This window comes from Caldimonas sp. (assembly GCF_046291045.1).
GTDB lineage: Bacteria > Pseudomonadota > Gammaproteobacteria > Burkholderiales > Burkholderiaceae_C > Caldimonas.
Genome location: NZ_JBKBSL010000037.1, coordinates 1 through 26341 on the forward strand (window position 1 = coordinate 1; position 26341 = coordinate 26341).

A 26341-nucleotide genomic window follows, 5' to 3' on the forward strand; every position below is an offset into this window, starting at 1 on the left:
GTGTTGCTTTCCACACGAAACGACATGGAGCCTGGTTGGCAGACACATCGATGAAACGCGCTATGAAGCGGTAACGGCGGAGCAGAATCACCGATTGCAGTGGTTGCTCGACGAGATCTACCGCCACTTTTCCATGACGGCTGCCGATGTCTTCCGCCATCCGCAGGTATCGTACAAACATCCGGACGAGGCGGGGAGTGCCGTATGGCGCTGAGGAGGGTCGCCATGGCGGGGGTGGTTCTCATCAGTGCTTGTGCGACGGGACCGTCAGCATTCAGGGCCGACGCTGTTCGAGACGTTTACGTCGCTGACTTCGAATCCACCGAACCCCAGCGCTGCACCTCGGCCGACGTGCCGAATCGTCATGCAGATGCAGCAGCCTTCTTCCGCCGAGCCAAGCTGGTGGACGCCAAAACCTTGCACGATCACTACGAGCACGCCCCCTGTGCAGCACTCGGGGTGCTGCATTACCAAGGACTCACCTGCACCTGGCGGATCACAGCGGCTTGGACGGGTGTCTTGCGATGCGATGGGCGTGAGTGGCTGCTGGTCTGCGACGATTGCGAAGATCTGCTTCGGCGCTGAAATGCACGCGGAAGACCTCGCTTGGCGCAGTTTTCGACACCCAGTGCCGTGAAGCCGACCAGTTCTTGCGTCGGCCGCGGTGTTCTTTCGCCACTGCCGGCGCGAAGCCCTACGGAGTCTCAGCATCCGGTGGATCCGCGTTGACGGAGGGCATCTGCTGAGAAGCCGCGAACCAACCGTTCGCAACACCCTTGCCTTAGATCAGGATGTTATTTATGTATGGGTGACTCATAGCTCGAGCGAATGTATGATCCGACCGCGTTCTGCTGCACTGCAGCAGCGCGCGGCCCGCGTCAGCCGCCTGCCTGGCGCTCGCTCGAAGTCTGTGTTCCATCCTGCTTTGTCTCTCGACCATGAGTGCCTTCAACGAAGAACGTGTGCTGAGCGTGCGTCACTGGACCGACCGCCTGTTCAGCTTCAAGACCACCCGCGACCAGGCGTTTCGCTTTCAGAACGGCCATTTCACGATGATCGGCCTGAAAGTCGAGGGCAAGCCGCTGCTGCGCGCCTATAGCGTGGCCAGCGCCAACTACGAGGATCACCTTGAGTTCTTCAGCATCAAGGTGCCAGACGGCCCGTTGACTTCGCGGCTGCAGCACCTCAAGGAGGGCGACACCATCCTCGTGGGCCGCAAGCCCACCGGCACCTTGCTGCTGGACTACCTGCTGCCGGGCAAGCGCCTGTACCTGCTGGCCACTGGCACCGGGTTGGCGCCCTTCCTCAGCGTGATCCGCGACCCGCACACCTACGAGCGCTTCGAGCAGGTGGTGCTGGTGCACGGTTGCCGCCACGTGGCCGAGCTGGCCTATCAAGACCTCATCACCGAGGAGCTGCCCCGGCACGAGTTCCTAGGCGAGCTGGCCTCTGAGCAGTTGCTGTACTACCCCACGGTCACGCGCGAGCCCTTCCGCAACCAGGGCCGCATCACCACGTTGATCGACAACGGCAAGCTGTTCGACGACCTCGGCCTGCCCACGCTCGACCGCGAGCACGACCGCGTGATGATCTGCGGCAGCCCGGCCATGCTCAAGGATCTGAAGGCCATGCTCGACGCGCGCGGCTTCCATGAGGGCAACACCTCCAGGCCCGGCGACTATGTGATCGAGCGCGCCTTCGCCGATCAGTAAACCGCTCTTTCCTTTGGCGGTCTGGGTGACCCGGGGCCCCGTGGCGGGGCCGCTGTGTGAAGGTGGGTGCGGGCGCTGGCCAGGCCGGCCTCGCGGAGGCCGCCGGCCTATACTGCCCGGCGTGTGGCTGCCGCTACCGAGCGCCTGGTCGCGCTGGCGGGGCCGCTGAACGGAGCCTCCCATGTCCCAGCCCGTGATCCTCGACGCCGTGCGCACGGCCTTTGGCCGCCGCCAGGGGGCCTTGCGCGAGACCCGTCCGGACGACCTGCTGGCCTTGGCCGTGCGCGGCCTGGTCGAGCGCAGCGGTGTGGAGCCCGGACGAATCGACGATCTCATCGCCGGCTGTGTGAGCCAGGCCGGCGAGCAGGGTGCCAACGTCGGGCGGCTGGCGGTGCTGCTGTCGGGCCTGCCCACGCGGGTGGCCGGTGTGTCGCTCAACCGCATGTGCGGCTCCAGCCAGCAGGCGGTGCACTTCGCGGCCCAGGCCATCGCCGCCGGCGATGCGCGCTACGTGGTCGCCGGCGGCGTGGAAAGCATGAGCCGCGTGCCCATGTTCCTCGACGTGACGCTCGGCCGCTTCGAGTTCACCGGCTTCGAGGCGCTGAACCCGGCGCTGCTGCAGCGCCATGCCCTGGTGCACCAGATCGAGAGCGCCGAGCGCATCGCCGAGCACTGGGGCCTGTCGCGTGCCGACTGCGATGAGTTCGCCAAGGAAAGCCACCGCCGCGCCCACGCGGCTGCCGAGGCCGGCCGGCACAACGAAGTGCTGCCCACGCCAGGGCTGGATGCCGACGGCCGGCCGATCACGCTGGTGCGCGACGAAGGCATCCGCGCCGTGCTCGACGAGGCCCGCATGGCCTCGATGGTCCCGGTGATGCGTCCCCCGGGGCAGGGGGTGGTGACGGCGGCCAATGCCAGCCAGATCTCCGACGGGGCGAGTGCCGTGCTGCTGGCCGACGAGGCCACCGCCCGCGCCGACGGCCTCCGGCCCAAGGCGCGCTTTCGAGCGCGCGTGGTGGTGGGCTCCGACCCGGTGATGCAGCTCACCGGGGTGATCCCTGCCACCCACGAAGCGCTCCAGCGCGCCGGCATCAGCGTGGCCGATCTCGACTGGATCGAGGTCAACGAAGCCTTTGCCAGCGTCCCCTTGTGCTGGGCCCGCGAGTTCCGGCCCGACATGGCCAAGCTCAACCCCTGGGGCGGCGCCATCGCGCACGGCCACCCGCTGGGCGCCACCGGTGGCGCCTTGATGGCCAAGATGCTGCACGGCCTGGAGGCCACCGATGGCACCCTGGGCCTGCAGGTCATGTGCATCGGCCACGGCATGGCCACGGCCACCGTGATCGAGCGCGTGTGAATCCGGGGCCCTGAGCCAGGATTGGTAATACGAATAATTCGTAAATACAATGACGGGCCTGATCCGAGGAGCCCGTCATGAAACACCTGGTCCTGAGCCTGGCTTTGCTGGCTGCCCTTGCGGCGGCAGCCCAGGCCCCGTCGGCCGCCGCTGCGCCGGCGACACCCGCCGCCGCGACGGCCCCGGCGGTGATCCGCCACTACGCCGTCCTCGTGCACGCGAGCTACGAGGACACCCTGGCCGCAGCCCGGGCGATGCAAAAGGCCATCGCTGCCTTCCTGGCCGCACCCTCCGAGCAGACCCTGGCCGCCGCGCGCCGGGCCTGGCTCGAGGCCCGCGAGTTCTACGGCCAGACCGAGGCCTACCGCTTCTACGGCGGCCCCATCGACGACGACGACGGCCCCGAGGGCCGGCTCAATGCCTGGCCGATGGACGAGTCCTATGTCGACTATGTCGAAGGCCAGCCGAAGGCCGGTCTGATCAACGACCGCCGGCAGCCCTTGACCAAGCAGGCGCTGATCGGGCTGAACGAGCGCGGCGGTGAGGAGAACATCGCCACCGGCTGGCATGCCATCGAGTTCATGCTCTGGGGCCAGGATTTGTCCGAGACCGGGCCGGGCGACCGCAGCTTCGAGGACTTCATCGACGGCAAGCGCCCCAACGCCGACCGCCGCCGCACCTACCTGCGCCTCATCACCGAGATCCTGATCGACGACCTGACCAGCCTCGTGCGTGCCTGGGCGCCGGGCGTGAAGAACAACTACCGCGCCGCCTTCGAGCGCGGCGGCCAGGAGTCGCTGCGCAAGATGCTGGTGGGTCTGGGCTCGCTGTCGCGCGGTGAACTGGCCGGCGAACGCCTGGAGGTGGCCCTGGCCAGCCAGGACCAGGAAGACGAGCACTCCTGCTTCTCCGACAACACCCACCGCGATGCGGTGACCAATGCCCTGGGCATCGAAAACGTCTGGCTGGGCCGCTACCGGCGCGCCGACGGTCGGGTGCTGCAGGGCCCCAGCCTGCGCGACCTCGTGGCCGCGAAGGACGCCGCCCTGGCCGAGCGCACCACCGCCCAGATCCGCCGTTCGGTGCAGGCCACTGAAGCGATCCAGGCCCCCTTCGACCGCGAGATCCTCGGCGGCGCCGACGCTCCGGGCCGCCGGCGCATTCAGGCCGCCATCGACAGCCTCGCACAGCAGAGTAAGGACCTGGTGGACGCCGCCGCGGCCATCGGCATCACCCAGCTCACGCTCGTGCAGCCGTGAGGGCGAGCGGCTTCCTTTGGCTGGGGGTGGCCCTTGTGGCCAGCCCGCTGGGCCGCTCCGATGCGGCCCCGGCCCAGGCCGACCCCCTGGGCGAACGCACCGGCGGGGCCACCACCGTGTGGGCCACCGGCAAGAACGCTTTTTCCTTCCCGGCGGCCAATCTGAGCGACGCCGAGCGTACGCGCTTCGTGATCGGCAATTCCTTCTTCAAGCGCAACTGGGTGATCGCGCCGGCCTCCACCACCGCGCGCGACGGCCTGGGGCCGCATTTCATCGCGCGCTCCTGCGGCGCCTGCCATGCGCTGGACGGCCGCGGCGCCCCACCCGACTTCCGCAAGGGCCTGGCCGACGAGCAGCCCCTGGCCCTGCTGCTGCGCCTGTCGGTGCCCGGCACCGATGCCCACGGCGGGCCCCGGCCCGAGCCGGTGTACGGCGACCAGTTCGCCGTTGCCGCCGTGCCGGGGGTGAAGCCCGAAGGTGAAATCACGATGCGCTGGACGCCGATCCACGGCCGCTTCGCCGATGGCACGCCCTACACCCTGCAGCAGCCGGTCTACGGTTTTCGCAAGCTCGGCTACGGGCCGATGGCCAAGGACGTGAGGGTGAGCCCGCGCATCGCCCCCCAGGTCATCGGCATGGGTCTGCTCGAAGCCATTCCCGCGGCCGAGATCGAACGCAACGCCGCCGAACAGGCGGCGATGCCCGGGCCCATCAAGGGCCAGCCCAACCGCGTGTGGGACGTGGTGGCCGGCCGCGAGATGATCGGCCGCTTCGGCTGGAAGGCCAATGTGGCCACCATCGCCCACCAGACGGCCGGCGCCTTCCTGGGCGACATCGGCATCACCTCCTCGGTGTTCCCCGACGAGACCTGCACGCCGAAGCAGACCGACTGCCGCGCCGCGCCGCGCGGGGCCAGGGGTCAGACCCCCGAGATCGACGACAAGACACTGCACGACGTGATCTTCTACCAGGCCACACTGGCCCCGCCGGCGCGCCGCCGGGCGCGCGATGCCCAGGTGCTGCAAGGGCAGAAGCTCTTCGCCCAGGCCCAGTGTGCCGTGTGCCACCGGCCCAGCTATGTCACCGGCGAAGGCCCCTTCCCGCACCTGACCAGCCCGGCGCTGAAGGGTCAGACCATCTGGCCCTACACCGACTTGCTGCTGCACGACATGGGCGAGGCCCTGGCCGACGGCCGGCCGGACTTCCGCGCCAACGGCCGTCAGTGGCGCACGCCGCCGCTGTGGGGCCTGGGGCTCATCAAGGACGTCAACGGCCACCAGCGCCTGCTGCACGATGGCCGGGCCAACGGCGTGCTCGAGGCCATCCTCTGGCATGGCGGCGAGGCCGAAGACAGCAAGCAACAGGTGCTGCGCATGAGCCGCGAGGATCGCGAGGCCCTGGTGAAATTCGTGGAGTCGCTGTGAAACGACGTGCCCTGGTGCTGTTGATCGGAGCGCTCCTGGCGGCACCGGCCCTGCCCCAGCCGCAGTGGACGCGGGTGGCCGTGCCCTTCTACACCCCGGTGGACCTGCTCGTGGGCTGGCATCGCTTCGTGACGGCGCCGCAGGCGCGCGTGCTGCAGGAGCGGGCCCAGGTGCTGGCCCGTGCCGTGGACGACTACTGCCACGGCCGCGAGCCGCTGGAGCATGTGCGCGGGCCTTGGCGCGAGACGACCACGGCCTGGGAGCGCCTCTCAGCCGTGGCCACCGGGCCGCTGATCACCCGGCGCAGCTTGCGCCAGATCGACTTTTCGCCTACCCGAGCGAACCTGATCGAACGGGCCATCCGCACTGCGCCGCGCGGCGCGGCAGCGATGGAGCGCATCGGTACCCCCGCCAAGGGTCTGCCCGCGCTGGAATGGCTGCTGTGGACCCAACCGGCCGCCCCCGCCACACCGGCCTGCGCCTACGCCCGGGAGGTGGCGCTCGACTTGTTGCGCGAAACCCAGGCCCTGAGCGAAGGTTTTGCCGCCCTGGCCCGGCGCGGCCGCGACGACTGGCCCGAGGACGAGGTCGTGGCGGCGGTGGGTGAGCTGGTCAACCAATGGGTGGGCGGCGTCGAGCGTCTGCGTTGGGCCCAGATGGAAAAACCCCTGCGCGCCGGCACACCGCAGACGCTGCCCCGGCACGCCAGTGGCACCACCGCGCAGAGCTGGCAGGCGCATTGGGCGGCGGTCGCGGCCCAAGCCCGCGCCGGGGCCGAGGTGCCGGCGCCGGGTGAAGGGCGGGTGACGTTCGAGCTCTACCTGCGCGGTCGCGGTCTCAATGACCTGGCGGACCGCTGGGTGACGGCCGTCGAGGCGGCCGACCGCCGGGTGAGCGCCGCAGATCCAAAGACACCGTCGACGGCGTTGGACGCGGCCCAAGCCCTGGCCGACCTCAAGCGCCTGGCCGAGGCCGAACTGGCGTCTGCACTGGAGGTCCGGCTGGGCTTTTCGGATGCCGATGGCGACTGAACTCACCCGGCGACACCTCATGGGGTGGGCCGGGGCCGGCCTGCTGCTCGTGGCGGTCCCCGCCTGGGCCGCGTCGGCGCCTCGTCTGGCTGCCAGCTGGCGCCGGCCCGATCACCAGCACCAGGTCGGCTGGCTGCGGCCCGACCCGTCCAGCGGCCAGTGGCAGGTGGAAGCGGCGCTCGACGTGCCCACCCGGGCGCATGGGGTGTGGGTCGGCCCCTCGGGTGAGCTCTATGTCGCCGCCCGGCGCCCGGGCGACTGGTTGCTGCGCTGGTTGCCGGGCCGCGATCCGCTGTGGGCCTGGATGCCGCCCGAGCGCACGCTCAATGGCCATGTCCTGCTGCATCCCGAGGGCCAAGTGCTGCTCACTACCGAGACCGATCTGGACACCGGCCAAGGCTGGGTGGCCGTGCGCGAAGCCCACTCGCTGGAGACGCTGCATATCTGGCCGACGCGTGGCCGCGACCCGCACCAGCTGATCTGGGACCGCCACCACCCCGACCGCCTCTTCGTGGCCAATGGCGGCATCGAAACCCGGCCCGAGACAGGACGGCACAAGCTCGCGCTCGATACGATGGATTCATCCCTCGTCTGCCTGGACACGCGCCGCGGCGAACTGCGGGGCCAATGGCGGCTGGAGGACACTCGCCTGAGCCTGCGCCACCTCGCCTGGAGCGGCGACCGCCTGGGCGTGGCCCTGCAGGCCGAGCACGACGACGAGGCGCAGCGCCGGGCCGCCCCGGTGCTGGCCTTGCTGGAGCCGAAAGGTCTGCGCGCCGTGGCCTTCGACCGCCCACTGGCGGGCTACGGCGGCGACATCGCCGGCACGCCCGAGGGCTTTGCCGTGGGCTGCCCGCGCGCGGGGGGCGTGGCGCTGTACCACCGGGACGGTCGCCCACGCGGCTGGGTGCCGCTGCCCGAAGCCTGCGCGCTGGCCGCCGATGCGCAAGGCGGGTTGTGGATGGGCGGCGATCCCGACGCCGGCACCGGCTCGATGCGGCTGGCACTGCCCCATCTGCGCCTGGACAACCACTGGCGGGCCTGACCGCCCGAGTGTCCACCGCCGCTCTCCTGGCATCCCAGAAAGACACCGTCGCAGCCTTGCGGTTAAGCTCGACCCCTCCACTTCGGCACCGGTCCCGATGATCACTGTCCACCACCTCAACAACTCCCGTTCGCAGCGGGTGCTGTGGATGCTCGAAGAGCTGCAGCTGCCCTACGAGATCCGCCACTACCAGCGCGACCCCAAGACCATGCTGGCTCCGCCCGAGCTGCGCCAGGTGCATCCGCTGGGCAAGTCGCCGGTGATCACCGATGGCGATCTGGTGCTGGCCGAGTCCGGCGCCATCCTGGAGTACTTGGTCGAGCGCTACGGCGCTGGCCGCTTCAAGCCCCCGGCCGGCACGCCCGAGGCGCTGCGCTACACCTACTGGATGCACTTTGCCGAAGGCACAGCGATGCCGCCGCTGCTGATGAAGCTGGTCTTCGATTCGGTGGAGAAGAAGTCGCCGCTGCTCGTGCGCCCCATCGCCGCGGGCATCGCGCGCAAGGTCAAGGACATGATCGTGACGCCCAACATCCGGCGCCACCTCGAGTACATGGAGTCCGAACTCGCCGAGCGCCCCTGGTTCGCGGGCGACGAGTTCACCGCCGCCGACGTCCAGATGAGCTTCCCGCTGGAGGCCTCGGCCGCGCGGGGCGGTCTGGACCAGCGCTACCCGCTGCTCACCCACTTGCTGCAGCGCATGCAGGCCCGCCCGGCCTATCAGCGCGCGCTGGCCAAGGGCGGGCCTTACCGGCTCGGCTGAGCCAGGATCCGGCGCTTGAGCACGCCCAAGCGGGCCGCGCTGCCAGGCCTCAAGACGGCATGAAACGCTTGCTGCGCGCGATCGACATCAGGATGCCCAGGCCCAGGCCGAGCGTGACCATCGCAGTGCCGCCATAGCTGATGAAGGGCAGGGGCACCCCCACCACGGGCAGGATGCCGCTGACCATGCCCATGTTGACGAAGGCGTAGGTGAAGAAGATCAGCGTCACTGCCCCGGCCAGCAGGCGGGCGAACAGCGTGGGGGCCTCGCTGGCGATCATCAGTCCGCGCAGAATCAGGAACAAGAAGCCCAGGATGAGGGCCAGGTTGCCCACGAGGCCGAATTCCTCGGAATAGGCCGCGAAGATGAAGTCGGTGGTGCGCTCGGGGATGAATTCCAGATGGGTCTGCGTGCCGTTCATGAAGCCCTTGCCGGTCAGTCCCCCCGAGCCGATGGCGATCGTGCCCTGGATGATGTGGAAGCCCTTGCCCAGCGGGTCCTTGGTCGGGTCGAGCAGGGTGCACACGCGCTGACGCTGGTATTCGTGCAGCACCTTCAGGTCCACCCCTGGTGCGCAGATGCGCTCTTCCAGGCTCACCAGCGCCACGATGCCGATCACCCCGGCCGCCAGCACCGGAATCACCAGCTTCCACGACAGGCCGGCGAAGAAGATCACCGCCAGGCCCGCCGCCAGCACCAGCAGCGAGGTGCCCAGGTCGGGTTGGCGCAGGATCAGGCCCACCGGCACGGCCAGGATCACCGCGGCCACCAGGAAGTCGGCCACCCGCAACTGGCCCTCGCGGCGCTGGAACCACCACGCCAGCATCAGTGGCAGCGCGATCTTCATGATCTCGCTGGGCTGGATGACCGTGATGCCGATGTTCAGCCAGCGTGTCGCGCCCTTGCGTGTGATGCCGAAGAACTCCACGCCCAGCAGCAGGGCCACGCCGGCCAGGTACAGCGGCACGGCGATCGTCATCAAGCGGTGCGGCGGCACCTGCGCCACCACGAAGACCACGGCCGCGGCGATCAGCATGTTGCGGGCATGGTCGGCAAAGCGGCTGCCATGGTCGTAGCCGGCCGAGTACATGATGATCAGGCCGGCGCCGCACAGCAGCAGCACCGCGGCCGTGAGGGCCGGGTCGAAGCCAAAGAGCACCGGCTTGAGCCGCTGCCACAGCGAGGGGCGTTCGAAGGTGACCTTCATGGGGCGCGCACCGCGCCGGGCGCGGTCGAAATGGGGCTGGCCGAGGCCGGGTCGTCGGCGGGCAAGGCGATGGCCGGGCCGCTCACGCGGCTGCCGTCCAGGGCCGAGGACACTGGTTGCACGGGCACGGCTGCGGCCAGACGCGGGGTGCCTACGGGGGCGGCTGCCTCGCCGCGCTGCACCGCGGCGATGTCTTGCTCGCTGGGGTACAAGCCGGCCAGCCAGTAGTCGAAGACCCGCCGGGTGATGGGCGCGGCCGACTGCGCGCCGAAGCCGGCGTTCTCGACGATCACGGCCACCGCGATGCGCGGCTCCTCCACCGGCGCGAAGGCGACGTACAGGGCGTGGTCGCGCAGGTACTCGGCCATCCGGGCCGCGTTGTAGCGCTCGTTCTGGCGGATCGAGACGGCTTGTGCCGTGCCGGTCTTGCCGCCGCTGCGGTAGGGCGCACCGACGAAGCTGCGCGTGGAGGTGCCTTCTTGCGTGACCGCGTGCATGGCTTCCAGCACCACCTTCACATGCTCGGGCTTGAGTGCCAGCGGGCTCAGCGGCTCGTGGTTCACCGCACGGGCCTCGTGGCTGACCGCATCGCGGATCTCGCGCACCACATGGGGCTTGTAGCGCTGGCCGCCCGAGGCCAGGGTGGCCATCGCATGGGCCAGCTGCAGCATCGTGAAGCTGTTGTAGCCCTGACCGATGCCCAGCGAGATGGTCTCGCCCGCGTACCAGCGCTGCTGCTCGGGGCGGCGATAGGCGCTGCGCTTCCAGGCCGTGGACGGCAGCACGCCGCGGGCCTCACCCAGCAGGTCGATGCCGGTGATCTGTCCGAAGCCGAAGGGCGCCATCTGGTCGTGGATGAGGTCCACGCCCATCTCGTTGGCCAGGGTGTAGTAATAGACGTTGCTCGACTTCACGATCGAGCGGCGCAGATCCACCATGCCCAGTCCGGTGTCGCCATGGCTGCGGAAGCGGTGGTTGCCGAAGACAAAGACCCCGGTGTCCAGGACGGCCTGGCTGGCCGTGCGCGTGCCGGTGTTCAGCGCGGCCAGCGCCATGAAGGGCTTGTAGGTGGAGCCCGGCGGGTAGGTGCCGCGCAGCGCGCGGTTGAGCAGCGGTCGGTCGATCGATTCGTTCAGCGCGCGCCAGTTCTCCACGTCGATCCCTTCGACGAAGAGGTTGGGGTCGAAGGTCGGCTTGCTCACGAAGGCCAGCACCTCGCCGGAACGCGGGTCGATGGCCACCAGCGCGCCGCGCCGCTCGCCGAAGAGCTGCTCGACCAGGGCCTGCAGCTTGATGTCGATCGACAGCACCACGGTGTGGCCGGGCGTGGCCGGGCTGGAGCGCAGCCGGCGCACGGCGCGCCCGCCGGCGCTGGTCTCGACCTCCTCGAAGCCAGTGGTGCCATGCAGCTCGCGCTCGTAGGCCTGCTCCACGCCCAGCTTACCGATGTACTCGGTGCCGCGGTAGTTGGCCAGATCCTCCTCGGGCCAGTCCTCCATGGCCTTTTTCTCGGCCTGGTTGATGCGGCCGATGTAGCCCACCACATGGCTGCCCACGTCGCCCAGCGGGTAGTGGCGGAACAGGCGCGCTTTCACGTCCACGCCCGGGAAGCGATAGCGCTGCGCGGCAAAGCGCGCCACCTCCTCGTCGCTGAGCCGGGTGCGCACCGGCAGGGAATCCAGGCCCTTGGTTTCCTCCATCAAGCGGCGAAAGCGCCGGCGGTCGGCCGGGCCGATGTCCACCAGTTCGGCCAGGGCATCGATCGTGGCGTCCAGGTCATCCACCTTCGACGGCGTGATCTCCAGCGTGTAGGCCGCGTAGTTGCGTGCCACGACGATGCCGTTGCGGTCCAGGATGAGCCCGCGGTTGGGCGTGATGGGCAGCACCGCGATGCGGTTGTTCTCCGCGCGCGCGCTCAGCTCTTCATGCTTGAGCACCTGAAGGTAGACCAGCCGTGCAGCCACCAGGCCGAAGCACACCAGCACCAAGGCGGCGGCGAACAGCAGCCTGGCGCGAAAGCGCGACAGCTCGAGTTCGACATCCTTGAGTTCGGTCACGGCAGACCTTGTGACGCTCACAGCGGTCGGTTTTCGTCGGGGTCGGGCGCACGGCGCTGGGGCGCCAGCAACACCCAGCTGGCCAGGGGCCACAAAGCCGCCTCGAACACCGGAGCCAGCAGCAGCTCCCAACCCGGAAAGATGCCTCCGGCGGCCAGCCGGATCAAGACCAGCGACGCATGGGCCGCGAAGAACAGCGGCAGAATCTGCACCGCCTGCTCCAGCACCGAGAACCACAGCAGCCGGCGGTGGATGGTGATCGCGAAGTAGCTCAGCAGCGTATAGGCCAAGGCATGCTGGCCCAGCAGCGCGCCGTCGTGCACATCCATCAACAGCCCGAAGACGAAGGCCGCGCCGATGCCGATGCGTCGCGGCTGGTGCACGTTCCAGAACACCAGCGTGAGCGCCAGCAGGTCCGGCATGGCCGGCGTGCGGCCCAGCGGCAGCATGTTCAGGGCCAGGGCGACGGCCAGCGACCCCCAGATGAAGACGGGGTTGGCGGGCAGCAGGAGTTGATCGGATCCGCGCGGCATCATGGCAGGGGCCTGTCGGTCAGCGTCGGCCTGCGCCGCGGCGGGCGGCGGCCGTCTCGGGCTCGGGATCGGGCGGCGGGGGCAGCTGGCGGCCCACCGGCTCGACCACCAGCACGTGGCGGGCGCTGCTGAGCTGGCCCGCCGGTTCCAGCAGGATGCGGGCGAAGGCGCTGTCGGCGCGACGCTCGACCCGGCTGACCACGGCCACCGGCAGCCCGGGGGGGTAGACGCCGTCCACGCCCGAGGTGGCCAGCGCATCGCCCTCGCGCACGTCGGCATTGGTGGGCATGAAGCGCAGCTCCAGCCCGCCGCGTTGGGGGTCGCCATAGGCCACGCCGCGCACCTGGGTGCGGGTGTTGAGCACCGGGATGACCGCGTCCTTGTCCACCAACAGCGTGACCTCTGAAGTGAGCGGATACACTCGCGTGACTTGGCCGATGACGCCGGTGTGATCGATCACCGGCGAGCCGCGTACCACGCCCTGGGTGAGCCCCCGGTCGATCACCACCTTGCGCGTGTAGGGGTCGGGCCGGTCGTACAGCACTTCGGCGGCCTGGGTGCGCGCGCTCACGGCGGCGCGCAGGTTCAGCATGTCGCGCAGACGGGCGTTTTCCTGCTCGAGCATCTCCAGACGGCCCAGGCGCTCGGCTTGGTCGGCCAGCCGGCGGCGGGCTTCGGCTTCGGAAGCGCGCGCCGCGGCCAGGCCCTGGAGGTACTCGCCGCCGGCGCGCACCGCCCGCACCGGCACTTGCAGGGCCTGCTGCATCGGGTGCAGCGCCGTGGCAATCACGGCGCGCAGCGGTTCGACGACGCCCAGCCGGCGGTCGGCCACCATCAGGAACAGGGCCAGCGCCGCGAAGACCACCAGCCGCGTGAAGGCCGAGGGGCCTTGCCGGAAGAAGGGCGGCGGGGTGCGGTCCAGCGTACCCAGGGGCATGGCGCAACGCAGTCAGGAACTGGGGGGCGGGGGCTGGGCCGGCCGGCGCATCCTCAGGTGGGCTTATTCCGAGGTGAAGATCGAGCCCAGGCGCTCCATGCGTTCCAGGGCCGTGCCGCAGCCGCGCACCACGCAGGTCAGCGGATCCTCGGCCACCAGCACCGGCAGCCCGGTTTCTTCGGCCAGCAGCCGGTCGAGGTCGCGCAGCAAGGCGCCGCCGCCGGTGAGCATCATGCCGCGCTCGGCGATGTCGGCGCCCAGCTCGGGCGGCGTTTGCTCCAGCGCGTTCTTCACCGACGAGACGATCTGGTTGAGCGGGTCGGTCAGGGCTTCCAGGATCTCGTTGGAACTGATCGTGAAGCTGCGCGGCACCCCTTCCGAGAGGTTGCGCCCCTTCACTTCCATTTCTTTGACCTCGGAGCCGGGGAAGGCCGAGCCGATCTCCTTCTTGATGGCTTCGGCCGTGGGTTCGCCGATCAACATGCCGTAGTTGCGGCGAATGTAGTTGATGATGGCTTCGTCGAACTTGTCGCCGCCCACGCGCACGCTGCCTTTGTAGACCATGCCGCCCAGGCTGATGACGCCCACCTCGGTGGTGCCGCCGCCGATGTCCACCACCATCGAGCCCGAGGCTTCCGACACCGGCAGCCCCGCGCCGATGGCCGCGGCCATGGGTTCTTCGATCAGGTAGACCTCGGAGGCGCCGGCGCCCAGCGCCGATTCACGGATGGCGCGGCGCTCGACTTGGGTGGAGCCGCAGGGCACGCAGATGATGATCCGCGGGCTGGGTTTCATCATCGAGCGCGGATGAACCATCTTGATGAACTGCTTGAGCATCTGCTCGGTGACGGTGAAGTCGGCGATCACGCCGTCCTTCATCGGCCGGATGGCCTCGATGTTGCCGGGCACCTTGCCCAGCATGGCCTTGGCCTCGGCGCCCACCGCCTGGATGGTCTTCTTGCCGTTGGGGCCGCCCTCATGGCGGATGGCCACCACCGAGGGCTCGTCCAGGACGATGCCCTTGCCGCGCACGTAGATCAGGGTGTTGGCCGTGCCCAGGTCGATGGCGAGGTCCGTCGAAAAATAGCGACGAATGGATTCGAACATGTGTCAGGGTTCCGGGGCGGCCGACCGGGCTGGCCCTGCGCGGCCGCGCGCTGGTTTTGTTTCGGGCCGCCCGGTGCAGCGGTGGGCCCGGCTTCTTGCACAAAACCGGCTCCGGATCGCGCCCCATCCGGGGCTGCAGCCCCGATGAAACCGCCGCGTCCGGGCCGGTTGTGGATAACCGAAGATAATACCCCAATGCCCCCGCACCCATGCGTGCGGGAAGCCCCAACAGCAAACAATTTCCCATGGCTCTGACACCCCAGGACGTGGGCCGCATCGCCCACCTCGCCCGGCTGGCGCTGAGCGAGGACGAGCAGGCCCAGATGCTCGAACAGCTCAACGGCTTCTTCGCCATCGTCGAACGGATGCGCGCGGTAGACACCACCGGCATCGAACCCCTGTACACCCCGCTGTCGGCCGTGCAAGACGTGGCCTTGCGCCTGCGCGAGGACGTGGTGACCGAGACCGACCAGCGCGAGGCCCACCAGCGCAGCGCCCCGGCCGTCGAGGACGGACTGTTCCTCGTGCCCAAGGTCATCGAGTGAGGGTCCGATGAGCACCGAACTGCACCACCTGGGCGTGGCCGAACTGGCCCGCCAGCTCGATGCCAAGGCCGTTTCCAGCGTCGAAGTCACGAAACATCTGCTTGCGCGCGTTGCCGCCCATCAACACTTGGGGGCCTTCCTGTGTACCGACGAGGCCGTGGCGCTGGCCCAGGCACAGGCCGCCGATGATCGGCGTGCGAAGGGCGAGACGGGCCCGCTGCTGGGTGTGCCCCTGGCGCACAAGGACATCTTCGTCACCACCGACTTCCCCAGCACGGCGGCGTCGAAGATGCTTGCGGGCTACCGCAGCCCCTTCGACGCCACCGTCGTCAGCCAACTGCGCGCGGCCGGCGCCGTCACGCTGGGCAAGCTCAACTGCGACGAGTTCGCGATGGGCGGCAGCAACGAAAACTCGGCGTTCGGCCCGGTGCGCAACCCCTGGAACCCGCAGTGTGTCGCGGGCGGCTCCTCGGGCGGCTCGGCCGCGGCGGTGGCCGCACGCCTGATCCCGGCGGCCACCGGCACGGACACCGGCGGCTCGGTACGCCAGCCGGCGTCGCTGACCGGCGTCACCGGCATCAAGCCCACCTACGGCCGCTGCTCGCGCTACGGGATGATCGCTTTCGCCTCCAGCCTCGACCAGGCTGGCCCGTTGGCGCGCAGCGCCGAGGACTGCGCGCTGCTGCTGACCGCGATGAGCGGCTTCGACGAGCGCGATGCCACCTCGGCGCAGCAGCCTGTGGAGGACTATGCCGCCACGATCCGCACGCTGCGCGAAGGGGCGAGTGCCGCCCAGCCCCTGAAGGGCCTGCGCATCGGTTTGCCCCGGGAGTTTTTTGGCGAAGGCGTGGCCGCGGGCGTGCGGGCCGCTGTGCGCGCCGCGCTGGCCGAGTTCGAGACGCTCGGCGCCACGCTGGTGGACGTGAGCCTGCCGCGCACCGAGCTGTCCATTCCCGTTTACTACATCATCGCCCCGGCCGAGGCCAGCTCCAACCTGAGCCGCTATGACGGCGTGCGCTACGGCCACCGCGCGAAGGACTATGCCGACTTGCTCGACATGTACAAGAAGAGCCGGTCCGAAGGCTTCGGTGCCGAGGTCAAGCGCCGCATCATGATCGGCACCTATGTGCTCAGCCACGGCTACTACGACGCCTACTACCTGCAGGCCCAGAAGCTGCGCCGCATGATCGCCGACGACTTCCAGGCCGCCTTTGCCCAGTGCGACCTGATCGCTGGCCCCGTCTCGCCCACCGTGGCACGCGCGCTGGGCAGCCAGACCGACCCGGTGCAGGAGTATCTGGCCGACATCTTCACCCTGCCGGCCAGTCTGGCCGGCCTGCCCGGCATGAGTGTGCCTGCGGGCTTCGGCGAGGGGGGGCTGCCCGTGGGCCTGCAATTGATCGGCAACTACTGGAAGGAAGGCGAGCTGCTGCGCGCCGCGCATGCCTTCCAGCAGGCCACCGACTTCCACCTCCGCACTCCGCAGGGCTATTGAGATGACCCAGACCCCATCGAAACTCGTGCGCGGCTACGAGGTGGTGATCGGCCTCGAGACGCACGCGCAACTGTCCACCCGATCGAAGATCTTCTCGGGCGCGAGCACCGCTTTCGGTGCGGCGCCCAACACCCAGGCCTGCGCGGTGGACCTGGCCCTGCCCGGCACGCTACCGGTACTGAACCGCGCCGCGGTTGAGCGCGCCATCCGCTTCGGCCTGGCGGTCAAGGGCACCGTGGCGCCGCGGTCCATCTTTGCGCGCAAGAACTACTTCTACCCCGACTTGCCCAAGGGCTACCAGATCAGCCAGTACGAGATCCCGGTGGTGCAGGGGGGCGAGGTCGAGTTCTACCTGGGCGACGACAAGCACGTGGTGCGCCTCACCCGCGCCCATTTGGAAGAAGACGCCGGCAAATCGCTGCACGAGGACTATCACGGCCACACCGGCATCGACCTCAACCGCGCCGGCACGCCGCTGCTGGAGATCGTCTCCGAGCCCGACATGCGCTCGTCGGCGCAGGCCGTGGGCTACGCCAAGGCCCTGCACGCGCTGGTGGTGTGGCTGGGCATCTGCGACGGCAACATGCAAGAAGGCAGCTTCCGCTGCGATGCCAACGTGTCGGTGCGCAAGCCCGGCCAGCCCTTGGGCACGCGCCGCGAGATCAAGAACCTCAACAGCTTCCGCTTTCTTCAGCAGGCCATCGACTACGAGGTGAACTGGCAGATCGACCAGCTCGAGGACGGGCATGCCATCGAGCAGGCCACCGTGCTCTTCAACCCCGACACCGGCGAAACGCGGGCCATGCGCACCAAGGAAGACTCGCACGACTACCGCTACTTCCCCGACCCCGACCTGCCACCGCTGGTGATCGCGCCCGAGTGGGTCGAGCGGGTGAAGGCCGAGATGCCCGAGCTGCCCAGCGTGATGGCCGAACGCTTCCAGCGCGACGATGGCCTGCCGGCCTACGACGCCACGATGATGACGCAAAGCCTCGCGTTCGCCCGCTACTACGAAGCCGCGCGCGATGCGTGCCGACAGCCCAAGCTAGTGGCCAACTGGCTCATGGGCGAGGTCTCGCGCCGACTCAACGCCGAAGGCCAGGACATCGCGCAGGCTCCCGTGCCGGCCGCCACGCTGGCCGCACTCATTGGTCGCATCAGTGACGGCACCATTTCGAACAACGGCGCCAAACAGGTGTTCGAGGCCCTGTGGAGCGGCGAGGGCAGCGATGTGGATGCGCTGATAGAGGCCAAGGGCCTCAAGCAGATGAACGACACCGGCGCCCTGGAAGCCATCCTCGACGAGGTGTTGGCCGCCAACGCCAAGTCAGTCGAGGAATTCCGCGCCGGCAAGGACAAGGCCTTCAACGCCCTGGTGGGCCAGGCCATGAAAGCCACCAAGGGCAAGGCCAACCCGGCCCAGGTGAACGAGCTGCTAAGGAAGAAGCTCGGCGCCTGAGCGGCTTCAAGGCCGCAGCCAGCGCCGCCACCAGGTACGGCGCTGCGGGGCTGGCGCCTCGGCGGGGGCCCCTCGCCCAAGGAAGGTGGCCTCGATGTCCAGCGAGGAGCGCCGGCCCAGGTCGCCACGGTGTGCGGCCAACCAGCGTTCGGCCGCGGCGCGGCCCAGCGCGAAGAGCTGCTCCAGGAAAGCCGGGTCGGTGTTGAGCTTGCTCGAGGCATTGAAAGGCGCCAGGCCCTCGTCGTCGGCCACCATGTGCAGGCGCAGGTCTTTGTAGCGGCGGGGGTCGAGCTTGTGCTCACGCAGCAGCCGCGACACGAAGGCGATCGCGCGCAACTCGGCGATCAGGCTGGCGTTGAAGGTGATCTCGCTGAGGCGGTCCATGATCTCCACGCTGCGCGTGGGCGTGCCTTCGCGCTTGAGCGGGTTGATTTTCACCAGCAGGATGTCCAGCGTGTTCGTGCGGTAGATCAGCGGATATAGCGCCGGATTGCCGGTGTAGCCGCCGTCCCAGTAAGGCTCGCCGTCGATCTCCACCGCCTGGAACAGGAAGGGCAGGCAGGCCGAGGCCAGCAGCGCATCGATGCCGAGGTCTGCGCCCGTGAACACGCGCGCCTGGCCGGTGTGCACCGAGGTGGCCGTCACGAACAAACGCAGACCCGGCACGTGGCGATGCGACTCGCGCAGCGCGGTCTCGTCCACATGCCGGCGCGCCACGTCGCGCAAAGGATTGAGGTTCAGCGGGTTGAACTCATACGGGCTGAAACTGCGCCAGAAGCTCGTCGCCCACTGGTAGCTGGGCAGCCGGTCGAAATTGAAGCTGTGGTGCTGCGCGGCGGCCGCCTGCGTCAGCGAAAACGGCGAGAACACCTGTCCGCTGCGCCCCACGTCCTCCCAAAAGGCCCGCAAGGCCGCTCGCGCCCCGTCGCGCCCGTCACGCACCAGCCCGGTCACCAAGACCGCCCCATTGAGTGCCCCGGCGCTGGTGCCCGAGATGCCCTGCACCGCCAGACCCTCGTCCTCCAGCAGCCGGTCGAGCACTCCCCAGGTGAAGGCGCCGTGCGAGCCGCCGCCTTGCAGCGCGAGGTCCAGGGGCAGGAGCGTGGAGGCTGAGGGCATGGGGGTACTCAGGGTTGGCCCGAGTGTAGGACGAGGGGCCGGGCCGCGTGTGGCGAGGATGCGCTGATCGCGCGAGCTTCGCTCGTCGGGGGCAGGCCTTACGGGCGGTAACGCACAGACACACACGGATACAGCCTGTGCCGATCCCGCCCACGAGGTTCTGTCTACGATGCGTTGGGCCTCGAAAGGGGCCGATCGAACACACAACGGCAGGGAGAGAACATGACGCAGCCGCTGTATTACGAATACGCAGTGCAACCCGGCGAGACGATCACAACGATCATCCACAAACTCTATGGATGGTCGCCGCCTACACGCCGCTATGGCGAGATCCTGGACACGATCAAGGCCCTCAACCCCGAGTTTCCCAACCTCCTGAACCTGTGGCCCGGCACGGTGCTGTGCGTGTCTGACTGCGCGAGGGCCGTGGCAGTGCCCCCGGGGCCCCTGTTCCTGAGCGCCTCACCCGACCCGGCCGAGCGCCGGCAGATGTGGGCCATGGCCTGGGCGCAGCACCACCCTGCCCATGGGCGGCGGCAAGGGCGGGGCGGACTTCGACCCCAAGGGCAAGAGTCGTGGCGAGGTGATGCGCTTCTGCCAGGCGCTGATGCTGGAGCTGTATCGCCATCTGGGCGCCGACACCGACGTGCCGGCCGGTGACATCGGTGTGGGCGCGCGCGAGGTGGGCTACATGGCGGGCATGATGAAGAAGCTCACCAACAACGCCGCCTGCGTGTTCACCGGCAAGGGCCTGTCCTTCGGTGGCAGCCTCGTCCGTCCCGAGGCCACCGGCTATGGCCTCGTGTACTTCGTCGATCACATGCTGCGCAGCCGGCAGATGACGCTCGAGGGCCTGCGCGTGGCGGTGTCGGGCTCGGGCAACGTGGCGCAGTACGCCATCGAGAAATGCCTGCAGCTGGGCGCACGCGTGGTGACGGCCTCCGACTCCGGCGGCACGGTCATCGACGACGAGGGCTTCACGCCCGAGAAGCTCGCGATGCTCATGCACATCAAGAACGATCGCTACGGCCGCGTGGAAGACTATGCCCGCGAGCGCGGCCTGCGCTACGAGGCCGGCCGCAAGCCCTGGGGCGTGAAGGTGGACGTGGCCCTGCCCTGCGCCACGCAGAACGAACTCGACGCCGATGACGCCCGCACCCTGGTGAAGCAGGGCGTGAAGTGCGTGGCCGAAGGCGCCAACATGCCTTGCACGCTGGAGGCTGTGGACGTGTTCCAGCACGCCAAGGTGCTGTACGCCCAGGGCAAGGCCAGCAACGCCGGCGGCGTGGCCACCTCGGGCCTGGAGATGACCCAGAACGCCCAGCGCCTGCCCTGGACACGCGACGAGGTCGACGCCCGCCTGCGCAGCATCATGGCCGACATTCACACCCACTGCGTGCGCTATGGCGACAATGGCAGCGGCGGCACCGACTACGTGCGCGGCGCCAACGTGGCCGGCTTCGTGAAGGTGGCCGACGCGATGCTGGCGCAAGGGGTGTGGTGAGGCTTTGTCGGGCTCGTGATTGACGTCAGTATCCAATTGGATACCATGACGACATGAGCGCATCCAAGAGCAAAGCCGCCCTGGTCCCTTTCGATGCGGCACGCTACCTGACCGACGATGCGGCCATCGCCGAGTACATGAACGCGGTGCTTGAAACCGGCGACACCGATCTGCTGCTGCTGGCTCTGGGCGACGTGGCCCGTGCGCGCGGCATGGCCCAGGTGGCGAAGGATGCGGGGCTGGGCCGCGAGAGCCTCTACAAGGCGCTGGCACCCGGCGCCAAACCTCGTTTCGACACGGTCGTGAAAGTGGCGCGAGCCCTGGGCGTGCGTTTTTCTGCGCAGGTCAACTGACGCGGGTGTACCGCGGGAGGTCAGCCATGTTTCCCTGGTTCTGGTGGTGGGCCCCGCAGGTGCGCTGGCCCTTCAGCGGTGACGTCGTGCAGGACATCGCCCCCGACACCCGCTGGTTCTTCGGCGCCATCCCGCCCCAGGCAGGCGTGGGCGAAGTCGAGCGCAAGGTCTTCGAGACGGCCTCCTACGGCCGCCAGCTCGGCCTCATCACCGAGGTGCTGCTGGCCCTGTCCGAAGACGCCCAGTGGAAGACAGCCGAGGCCGCTGACAAGCACAGGCGCCTGAAGGAGCTGGCCGCGCGCATCGAAGCCGTGAAGCAGGTGCACAAGGCGGATCTGGCCGAGGCCGCCGAGGCGGCGCTGCGCAAGTTGCATGAGGAGCAGCCGGGGGCGTACAAGGCCTTGATGGCGAGGTTGCCGGCGTAGGGGGTTGGGCTCAGCTTGACCGTATCTCAAAAGAGAAACAAAACCCCACTTCAGAAGGTTCCAGTCATGGCTCAATCCACCATGCTGCACGTCCGGGTGGACGAAGAGGTCAAGGCGCAGGCCAGCGAAGCGCTCGCAGCCATGGGGTTGTCGGTGTCGGATGCCGTGCGCATCCTGCTCAAGCGTGTGGTCACCGACCAGGCCTTTCCTTTGGAGCTCAAGGTGCCGAACGCTCAGACCCGTGCTGCCATGGAAGAGGCGCGCGCGATGATGAGGGCACGGGCCGCGCGTTTCGGATCGGCGGACGCCCTGATCGATGACCTCGAAAAAGCCCGCCAGCGCTAAGCGGGCCGCCCCACCCCGAGCCTGCGATTACACCAAGGCCTTCCTCAAGGATTGGGAGCGCCTCTCGCGTTCGGGCCGGTACGACCTGCACCGACTGAAAGAGGCGATGCGGCTCCTGATCGCCAACGACGCGCCTCTGGGCCCCGAGTGGCTTGATCATCCCCTGAAAGGCGACTGGGCAGACCACCGGGAATGCCTCATTGGCGGCGACTTCCTGCTGATCTACCAGTTGGCAGGCAACACGGTGATCTTCGTACGCGCAGGGACGCATTCGGACCTGTTTGAGGAGTAGTCCAGGCGCCCACGGAAGCGTGCTGGTCAGTGCGGTTGCTTCAATCCAGCGCACCCCCACCCACCCCCCGATCCACCCGCTCGCGCAGCGCCGTTTGCAAGGCGATTTGCACACCCTGGCGCATGGTCTCCAACGCCATGCTCGCCGTCGGTGGCGCCAGGCGCGCGGCCTGCGCGGGCAGCAGGGGCACATGCATGAAGCCGCCGCGAGCGCCAGGATGCCGTGTGGCCAGCGCATGCATCAGGCCGTAGAACACGTGGTTGCACACGAAGGTGCCGGCTGTTTGTGACACCGAGGCGGGCAGGCCCGCGGCGTGCAACTCGGCGACGATGGCCTTGATGGGCAGGGTGCTGAAGTAGGCGGCCGGGCCGCCGGGCACTACGGGCGTGTCGATGGGCTGTCGGCCGGCGTTGTCGGGAATGCGGGCGTCGTTGACGTTGATCGCGACGCGTTCCACGGTGAGGTCTGCGCGGCTGCCGGCCTGGCCGACGGCGAGGACCAGGAGGGGGCGATGGGCATCGAGGGCCTGGTGGAGCGTGGCCAGGGCGTCGTCGAAGACGCAGGGCAGCACGAGCCCGGTGATCTCGGCCCCATCCACACGCTGGCCGTGCAGCGCTTCGCTCAGTGCCTGCGAAGGATTGAGGCGGTCGCCGCCGAAGGGTTCGAAGCCGGTGAGCAGGATCTTCATGGCGTTGGGAAGTCGGTCATACTACAAGTCTTATTGTTTCGGCAGGCCCCTGCGCGGGTGTGTTGCAGCGGTTGGGGAATCGCTTCGATCCGTCTCCTCGCGGCGGGCCTGCCCCCTTTGCCGCAGGCGGTAGGCGGCCCAGCCCGTGGCAGCCGAGCCGGCCAGCGCCAGACCGAACGCCCACGCGGCCGGCAGGGCTCCCAACGCACCGTACAGCACGACCAGGAAGGCCACGAAGCCGTGCAGGCCCATGGCGAAACCGCGCAGCAGCGCGACCGTGGCCTGCCCCCCATGACGAGGCAGCGTGAAGCTGGGCAGGATGCTGCCGGCGATCGGAATGGCCAGCAGCAGGCCGCTCACGCGGGCCGGCAGGGCGTCGGCCGAGAGCATGACGGCACCGGCCATCGTGAGGGCCGCGGCCAGCCGCCACGCCAGTTCGCTGCGGGGGATGGGCACGGCCCCACCGGCGTGCGCCGGGCGTGACAGGGCCAGCAGGCCCAGGCCCGGCGCCACGGCGGCCATGGCGATCACCCAGCCGGCGCTGCGCGCGACCTGCGTGAGTGCGGAGGCGGCCAGCAGAAACACCGCGGTGGCCATCAGCAGACACACCGGCCAGGGCCAGCGCACGCAGGCCCGGCCATAGACGACGATGAACAGCACGGTGGCCGGCACGCAGGCGAGCGTGGCCAGCGCGATGGCCCGCACCTGGGCGGTCGGCAGGTCGATGAGCAGCACGCCCAGGATGGGCGCCAGGATCATGGGCATGCCGCTGAGCGCGCCGCCCAGGGCATGCCCCAGCCGGCGCGTCACCAGGGTGGCCAGCCAGATCGTGGCGGCCACCAGCGACAGCTTCAGCGCGAACATGGCGTCCGCGGCGGGCTCCCGCCGTCAGGCCGCGGGCGGCCCATAGCCGCCGCCGCCCGGGGTCTCGATCACGAAGACATCGCCGGCCTCCATCTCGGTGCTGCCGATGTGGGCGAGCACCTCCACGCTGCCGTCCGCGCGTTCCACGCGATTGATGCCCAGAGCCCCCGGCTCGCCGCCGGCCAGCCCGAAGGCCGGCACGTTGCGGCCGTTCGAGAGGATGGACGCGGTCATGGGCTCCAGGAAGCGGATGCGGCGCACCCCGCCGTCGCCACCGCGCCAGCGTCCCGCGCCGCCCGAGCCGCGGCGGATCTCGTAGCTGTCCAGCCGCACCGGGTAGCGGAACTCCAGCACCTCGGGGTCGGTCAGGCGCGAGTTGGTCATGTGGGTCTGCACCACGCCCGTGCCGTCGAATCCGCCCACCACCTGGCCTTGCGCATCGGTGAGGGCGCCGGCGCCCGAGCCACCCGAGATGGTCTCGTAGTACTGGTAGCGGTCGTTGCCGAAGGTGAAGTTGTTCATCGTGCACTGGCTGGCCGCGAGCACGCCCAGGGCGCCATAGAGAGCGTTGGTGATGCAGGTGGAGGTTTCCACGTTGCCCGCCACCACCGAGGCCGGCGGATGGGGGTTGAGCATCGAGCCTTCGGGCACGATCACCTCCAGCGGCTTGAGGCAGCCGGCGTTGAGCGGGATGTCGTCGTCCACCAGCGTGCGGAAGACGTAGAGCACGGCCGCCATGCACACCGCCTTGGGCGCGTTGAAGTTGTTGTGCAGCTGCGGCGAGGTGCCGGTGAAGTCGATCACCGCGCTGCGCTGGGCCTGGTTCACGCGGATGGCCACCTGGATGCGCGCGCCGTTGTCCAGCGGCAGCGTGAACTGGCCGTCCTTCAGCGCGGTGATGACGCGGCGCACCGACTCCTCGGCGTTGTCCTGCACGTGCCCCATGTAGGCCTTCACCACGTCCAGGCCGAACTGCTCGACCATCTTGCGCAGCTCCTGCACGCCCTTCTCGTTGGCGGCGATCTGGGCCTTCAGGTCGGCCAGGTTCTGATGCGGGTTGCGCGAGGGGTATTCGCCGCTGGCCAGCAGGGCCAGGATCTCCTTTTCGCGCAGCACGCCGCCCTCGACAAGCTTGACGTTGTCGATCTGCACGCCTTCTTCCTCGATGCGCGTCGAGAAGGGCGGCATGGAGCCGGGTGTGGTGCCGCCGATGTCGGCGTGGTGGCCGCGCGAGCCCACGTAGAACAGCACCTGGGCGCCCGCCTCGTCGAAGACGGGGGTCACCACCGTCACGTCGGGCAGGTGGGTGCCGCCGTGGTAGGGGTCGTTGAGCACGTAGACATCGCCGGGGCGCATGCCGGGGTTGCGCGTGATGACGGTCTTGATCGACTCGCTCATCGAGCCCAGGTGCACCGGCATGTGGGGCGCGTTGGCGATGAGGTTGCCCTGGCCGTCGAAGAGGGCGCAGGAGAAGTCCAGCCGCTCCTTGATGTTCACCGAGTAGGCGGTGTTCTGCAGCTGCAGGCCCATCTGCTCGGCGATGTTCATGAAGAGGTTGTTGAAGACCTCCAGCATCACCGGGTCGACGGAGGTGCCGATGGCCTTGCGCTGGGTGCGCGCCTCGACGCGGTCGAGCACCAGATGGTCGAACTCGGTCACGCGCGCTTGCCAGCCGGGCTCGACCACGGTGGTGGCGTTGCGCTCGGCAATGATGGCCGGTCCGGCGATCACATGGCCGGGTCGGGTCTGGTCGCGCACCACCAACGAGGCCGGCCACCAGCGTCCGCCGCTGAACATCTCGACCTGGGCCGCCACCGGGGCAGGCGATGCGGCGGCCACGGGGTGGCGCGGCTCGGTCGGCGCTTCGCCGGCGCCCACGGCCTCCACCGACACCGCCTCCACCACGAGGCCCCGGCCTTGCATCAGGAAGGCGAAACGCTGACGGTAGGCCGTCTCGAAGGCAGCGCGCGTTTCGGCCACCGTGCCCAGGGCCACCGACAGCGCCGTGTCCGTGCCCTCGTAGCGCACGCGGGCGCGGCGCTCGGTGTACACGTGGCGGGTGTTCACGCCCTGGGCGAGGAGGTCCTCGCGCGCCTCGCGCTCCAGGGCCTCCACCTGGGCGGCCAGGGCCTCGAGTTCGGCCTCGGTCAGCGGCCGCTCGACGGCCGCCTCGCGCATCACACGCTGATCGGCCAGGCCCATGCCATAGGCCGAGAGCACACCGGCCAGCGGATGCACGAAGACGCGCGTCATGCCCAGCGCATCGGCCACCAGGCAGGCATGCTGGCCGCCAGCGCCACCGAAGCACTGCAGGGTGTAGCGGGTCACGTCGTAGCCGCGTGCCACCGAGATCTTCTTGATCGCATTGGCCATGCTGCCCACAGCGATGTCGATGAAGCCTTCGGCCACCTCCTCGGGCGAGCGCTTCACGCCGGTGGCCGCCTCGATCTCGGCGGCCAGGGCGGTGAACTTCTCGACCACCACCTCGCGGTCCAGCGGCTGGTCCGCGTCGGGGCCGAACACCTGGGGGAAATGCGCCGGCTGGATCTTGCCCAGCATCACGTTCGCATCGGTCACCGCCAGCGGGCCGCCGCGCCGGTAGCAGGCCGGGCCGGGGTTGGCGCCGGCGCTGTGCGGGCCGGCGCGAAGGCGCGAGCCGTCGAAGGCCAGGATGGAGCCACCGCCGGCCGCCACGGTGTGGATGCTCATCATCGGCGCGCGCATGCGCACGCCGGCCACCTGGGTCTCGAAGGCCCGCTCGAACTCGCCGGCGTAGTGCGACACATCGGTGGAGGTGCCGCCCATGTCGAAGCCGATCAC

The 26341-nt window shown here is 69.1% G+C and carries 24 protein-coding genes and 2 pseudogenes; 17 read left to right on the plus strand and 9 right to left on the minus strand.

Annotated features, from left to right (window positions below; genetic code table 11):
- From ACK4ZD_RS12600 to ACK4ZD_RS12640, 9 genes and pseudogenes are all read left to right on the plus strand, one after another.
- Window positions 1-214, plus strand: a pseudogene (locus tag ACK4ZD_RS12600) (hypothetical protein); the annotation flags it as partial.
- Window positions 215-225: 11 nt separating this feature from the next.
- Window positions 226-585, plus strand: coding sequence for a hypothetical protein (locus ACK4ZD_RS12605; RefSeq protein ID WP_409662597.1), 360 nt, complete (start codon window positions 226-228; stop codon window positions 583-585).
- 353 nt (window positions 586-938) lie between these two features.
- Window positions 939-1712 carry a ferredoxin--NADP reductase gene (locus ACK4ZD_RS12610; protein ID WP_409662599.1) on the plus strand — a complete coding sequence of 258 codons (774 nt, stop codon included), beginning with the start codon at window positions 939-941 and terminating at the stop codon, window positions 1710-1712.
- Window positions 1713-1893: 181 nt separating this feature from the next.
- Window positions 1894-3069: a thiolase family protein gene (locus tag ACK4ZD_RS12615; protein ID WP_409662602.1), complete on the plus strand. Its 1176-nt coding sequence runs from the start codon at window positions 1894-1896 to the stop codon at window positions 3067-3069.
- A gap of 77 nt (window positions 3070-3146) precedes the next feature.
- A complete protein-coding gene (locus ACK4ZD_RS12620; RefSeq protein WP_409662605.1) occupies window positions 3147-4328 on the plus strand; it encodes an imelysin family protein in 1182 nt (393 codons plus the stop codon).
- A complete protein-coding gene (locus ACK4ZD_RS12625; protein ID WP_409662608.1) occupies window positions 4325-5752 on the plus strand; it encodes a di-heme oxidoredictase family protein in 1428 nt (475 codons plus the stop codon). The genes ACK4ZD_RS12620 and ACK4ZD_RS12625 overlap by 4 nt, the downstream gene beginning before the upstream one ends.
- Entirely contained in the window at window positions 5749-6783 is a 1035-nt protein-coding gene (locus ACK4ZD_RS12630) for an imelysin family protein (protein WP_409662611.1), read from the plus strand. Before ACK4ZD_RS12625 ends, ACK4ZD_RS12630 begins: the two co-directional genes overlap by 4 nt.
- Window positions 6773-7828, plus strand: coding sequence for a DUF1513 domain-containing protein (locus ACK4ZD_RS12635; RefSeq protein ID WP_409662614.1), 1056 nt, complete (start codon window positions 6773-6775; stop codon window positions 7826-7828). The genes ACK4ZD_RS12630 and ACK4ZD_RS12635 overlap by 11 nt, the downstream gene beginning before the upstream one ends.
- A 97-nt stretch (window positions 7829-7925) precedes the next feature.
- Window positions 7926-8591 carry a glutathione S-transferase family protein gene (locus tag ACK4ZD_RS12640; protein WP_409662617.1) on the plus strand — a complete coding sequence of 222 codons (666 nt, stop codon included), beginning with the start codon at window positions 7926-7928 and terminating at the stop codon, window positions 8589-8591.
- 49 nt (window positions 8592-8640) lie between these two features.
- On the opposite strand, the gene rodA is transcribed toward ACK4ZD_RS12640, so the two are convergent.
- The 5 genes from rodA to ACK4ZD_RS12665 all read right to left on the minus strand — a co-directional run bounded on the left by rodA (window position 8641) and on the right by ACK4ZD_RS12665 (window position 14432).
- The gene (gene rodA, locus ACK4ZD_RS12645; protein WP_409662620.1) at window positions 8641-9798 is read right to left on the minus strand and encodes a rod shape-determining protein RodA; all 1158 of its coding nucleotides are present in this window, start codon (window positions 9796-9798) and stop codon (window positions 8641-8643) included.
- Entirely contained in the window at window positions 9795-11855 is a 2061-nt protein-coding gene (gene mrdA, locus ACK4ZD_RS12650) for a penicillin-binding protein 2 (RefSeq protein WP_409662622.1), read from the minus strand. Before mrdA ends, rodA begins: the two co-directional genes overlap by 4 nt.
- Window positions 11856-11872: 17 nt before the next feature.
- Window positions 11873-12391 carry a rod shape-determining protein MreD gene (mreD, locus tag ACK4ZD_RS12655; RefSeq protein ID WP_409662625.1) on the minus strand — a complete coding sequence of 173 codons (519 nt, stop codon included), beginning with the start codon at window positions 12389-12391 and terminating at the stop codon, window positions 11873-11875.
- 16 nt (window positions 12392-12407) lie between these two features.
- On the minus strand, window positions 12408-13325 hold the full coding sequence (mreC, locus tag ACK4ZD_RS12660) for a rod shape-determining protein MreC (RefSeq protein ID WP_409662628.1): 918 nt from the start codon (window positions 13323-13325) through the stop codon (window positions 12408-12410).
- Window positions 13326-13388: 63 nt separating this feature from the next.
- Window positions 13389-14432, minus strand: a complete 1044-nt coding sequence (locus ACK4ZD_RS12665; protein ID WP_019561076.1) for a rod shape-determining protein — start codon at window positions 14430-14432, stop codon at window positions 13389-13391.
- A 245-nt stretch (window positions 14433-14677) separates the two neighbouring features.
- Between ACK4ZD_RS12665 and gatC the strand changes: the two genes are divergently transcribed.
- Genes gatC through gatB form a run of 3 tightly spaced genes read left to right on the plus strand, consistent with a single transcriptional unit; the run spans window position 14678 to window position 17931 of the window.
- Window positions 14678-14977, plus strand: coding sequence for an Asp-tRNA(Asn)/Glu-tRNA(Gln) amidotransferase subunit GatC (gene gatC / locus ACK4ZD_RS12670; protein WP_409662632.1), 300 nt, complete (start codon window positions 14678-14680; stop codon window positions 14975-14977).
- Between the two features lie 7 nt (window positions 14978-14984).
- Window positions 14985-16472, plus strand: a complete 1488-nt coding sequence (gene gatA, locus ACK4ZD_RS12675) for an Asp-tRNA(Asn)/Glu-tRNA(Gln) amidotransferase subunit GatA (RefSeq protein WP_409662634.1) — start codon at window positions 14985-14987, stop codon at window positions 16470-16472.
- A gap of 1 nt (window position 16473) precedes the next feature.
- The gene (gene gatB / locus ACK4ZD_RS12680; RefSeq protein ID WP_409662637.1) at window positions 16474-17931 is read left to right on the plus strand and encodes an Asp-tRNA(Asn)/Glu-tRNA(Gln) amidotransferase subunit GatB; all 1458 of its coding nucleotides are present in this window, start codon (window positions 16474-16476) and stop codon (window positions 17929-17931) included.
- 6 nt (window positions 17932-17937) lie between these two features.
- Here the strand turns inward: gatB and ACK4ZD_RS12685 are convergent, their stop codons facing one another.
- Window positions 17938-19050 (minus strand): patatin-like phospholipase family protein, encoded by a 1113-nt coding sequence (locus ACK4ZD_RS12685; RefSeq protein ID WP_409662640.1) that lies wholly within the window; start codon window positions 19048-19050, stop codon window positions 17938-17940.
- A gap of 514 nt (window positions 19051-19564) precedes the next feature.
- Between ACK4ZD_RS12685 and gdhA the strand changes: the two are divergent.
- The 5 genes and pseudogenes from gdhA to ACK4ZD_RS12710 form a co-directional block, all read left to right on the plus strand.
- Window positions 19565-20554, plus strand: a pseudogene (gene gdhA, locus ACK4ZD_RS12690) (NADP-specific glutamate dehydrogenase); the annotation flags it as partial.
- 53 nt (window positions 20555-20607) lie between these two features.
- On the plus strand, window positions 20608-20907 hold the full coding sequence (locus tag ACK4ZD_RS12695) for an addiction module antidote protein (protein WP_409662643.1): 300 nt from the start codon (window positions 20608-20610) through the stop codon (window positions 20905-20907).
- Window positions 20908-20933: 26 nt separating this feature from the next.
- The gene (locus tag ACK4ZD_RS12700) at window positions 20934-21332 is read left to right on the plus strand and encodes a hypothetical protein (RefSeq protein WP_409662646.1); all 399 of its coding nucleotides are present in this window, start codon (window positions 20934-20936) and stop codon (window positions 21330-21332) included.
- A gap of 66 nt (window positions 21333-21398) precedes the next feature.
- The gene (locus tag ACK4ZD_RS12705) at window positions 21399-21677 is read left to right on the plus strand and encodes a type II toxin-antitoxin system RelB/DinJ family antitoxin (RefSeq protein ID WP_409662649.1); all 279 of its coding nucleotides are present in this window, start codon (window positions 21399-21401) and stop codon (window positions 21675-21677) included.
- Window positions 21649-21969 carry a type II toxin-antitoxin system YafQ family toxin gene (locus ACK4ZD_RS12710; RefSeq protein ID WP_409662652.1) on the plus strand — a complete coding sequence of 107 codons (321 nt, stop codon included), beginning with the start codon at window positions 21649-21651 and terminating at the stop codon, window positions 21967-21969. The genes ACK4ZD_RS12705 and ACK4ZD_RS12710 overlap by 29 nt, the downstream gene beginning before the upstream one ends.
- Window positions 21970-22009: 40 nt before the next feature.
- Here ACK4ZD_RS12710 and pcp read toward each other — a convergent pair whose 3' ends face one another.
- From pcp to ACK4ZD_RS12725, 3 genes are all read right to left on the minus strand, one after another.
- Complete coding sequence (gene pcp / locus ACK4ZD_RS12715) at window positions 22010-22657, minus strand: pyroglutamyl-peptidase I (RefSeq protein WP_409662655.1); 648 nt, start codon at window positions 22655-22657, stop codon at window positions 22010-22012.
- A gap of 30 nt (window positions 22658-22687) precedes the next feature.
- Window positions 22688-23521, minus strand: a complete 834-nt coding sequence (locus ACK4ZD_RS12720) for a hypothetical protein (RefSeq protein WP_409662658.1) — start codon at window positions 23519-23521, stop codon at window positions 22688-22690.
- A 24-nt stretch (window positions 23522-23545) separates the two neighbouring features.
- On the minus strand, window positions 23546-26341 hold a 2796-nt coding region (locus ACK4ZD_RS12725; RefSeq protein ID WP_409662661.1), incomplete at its 5' end, for a hydantoinase B/oxoprolinase family protein.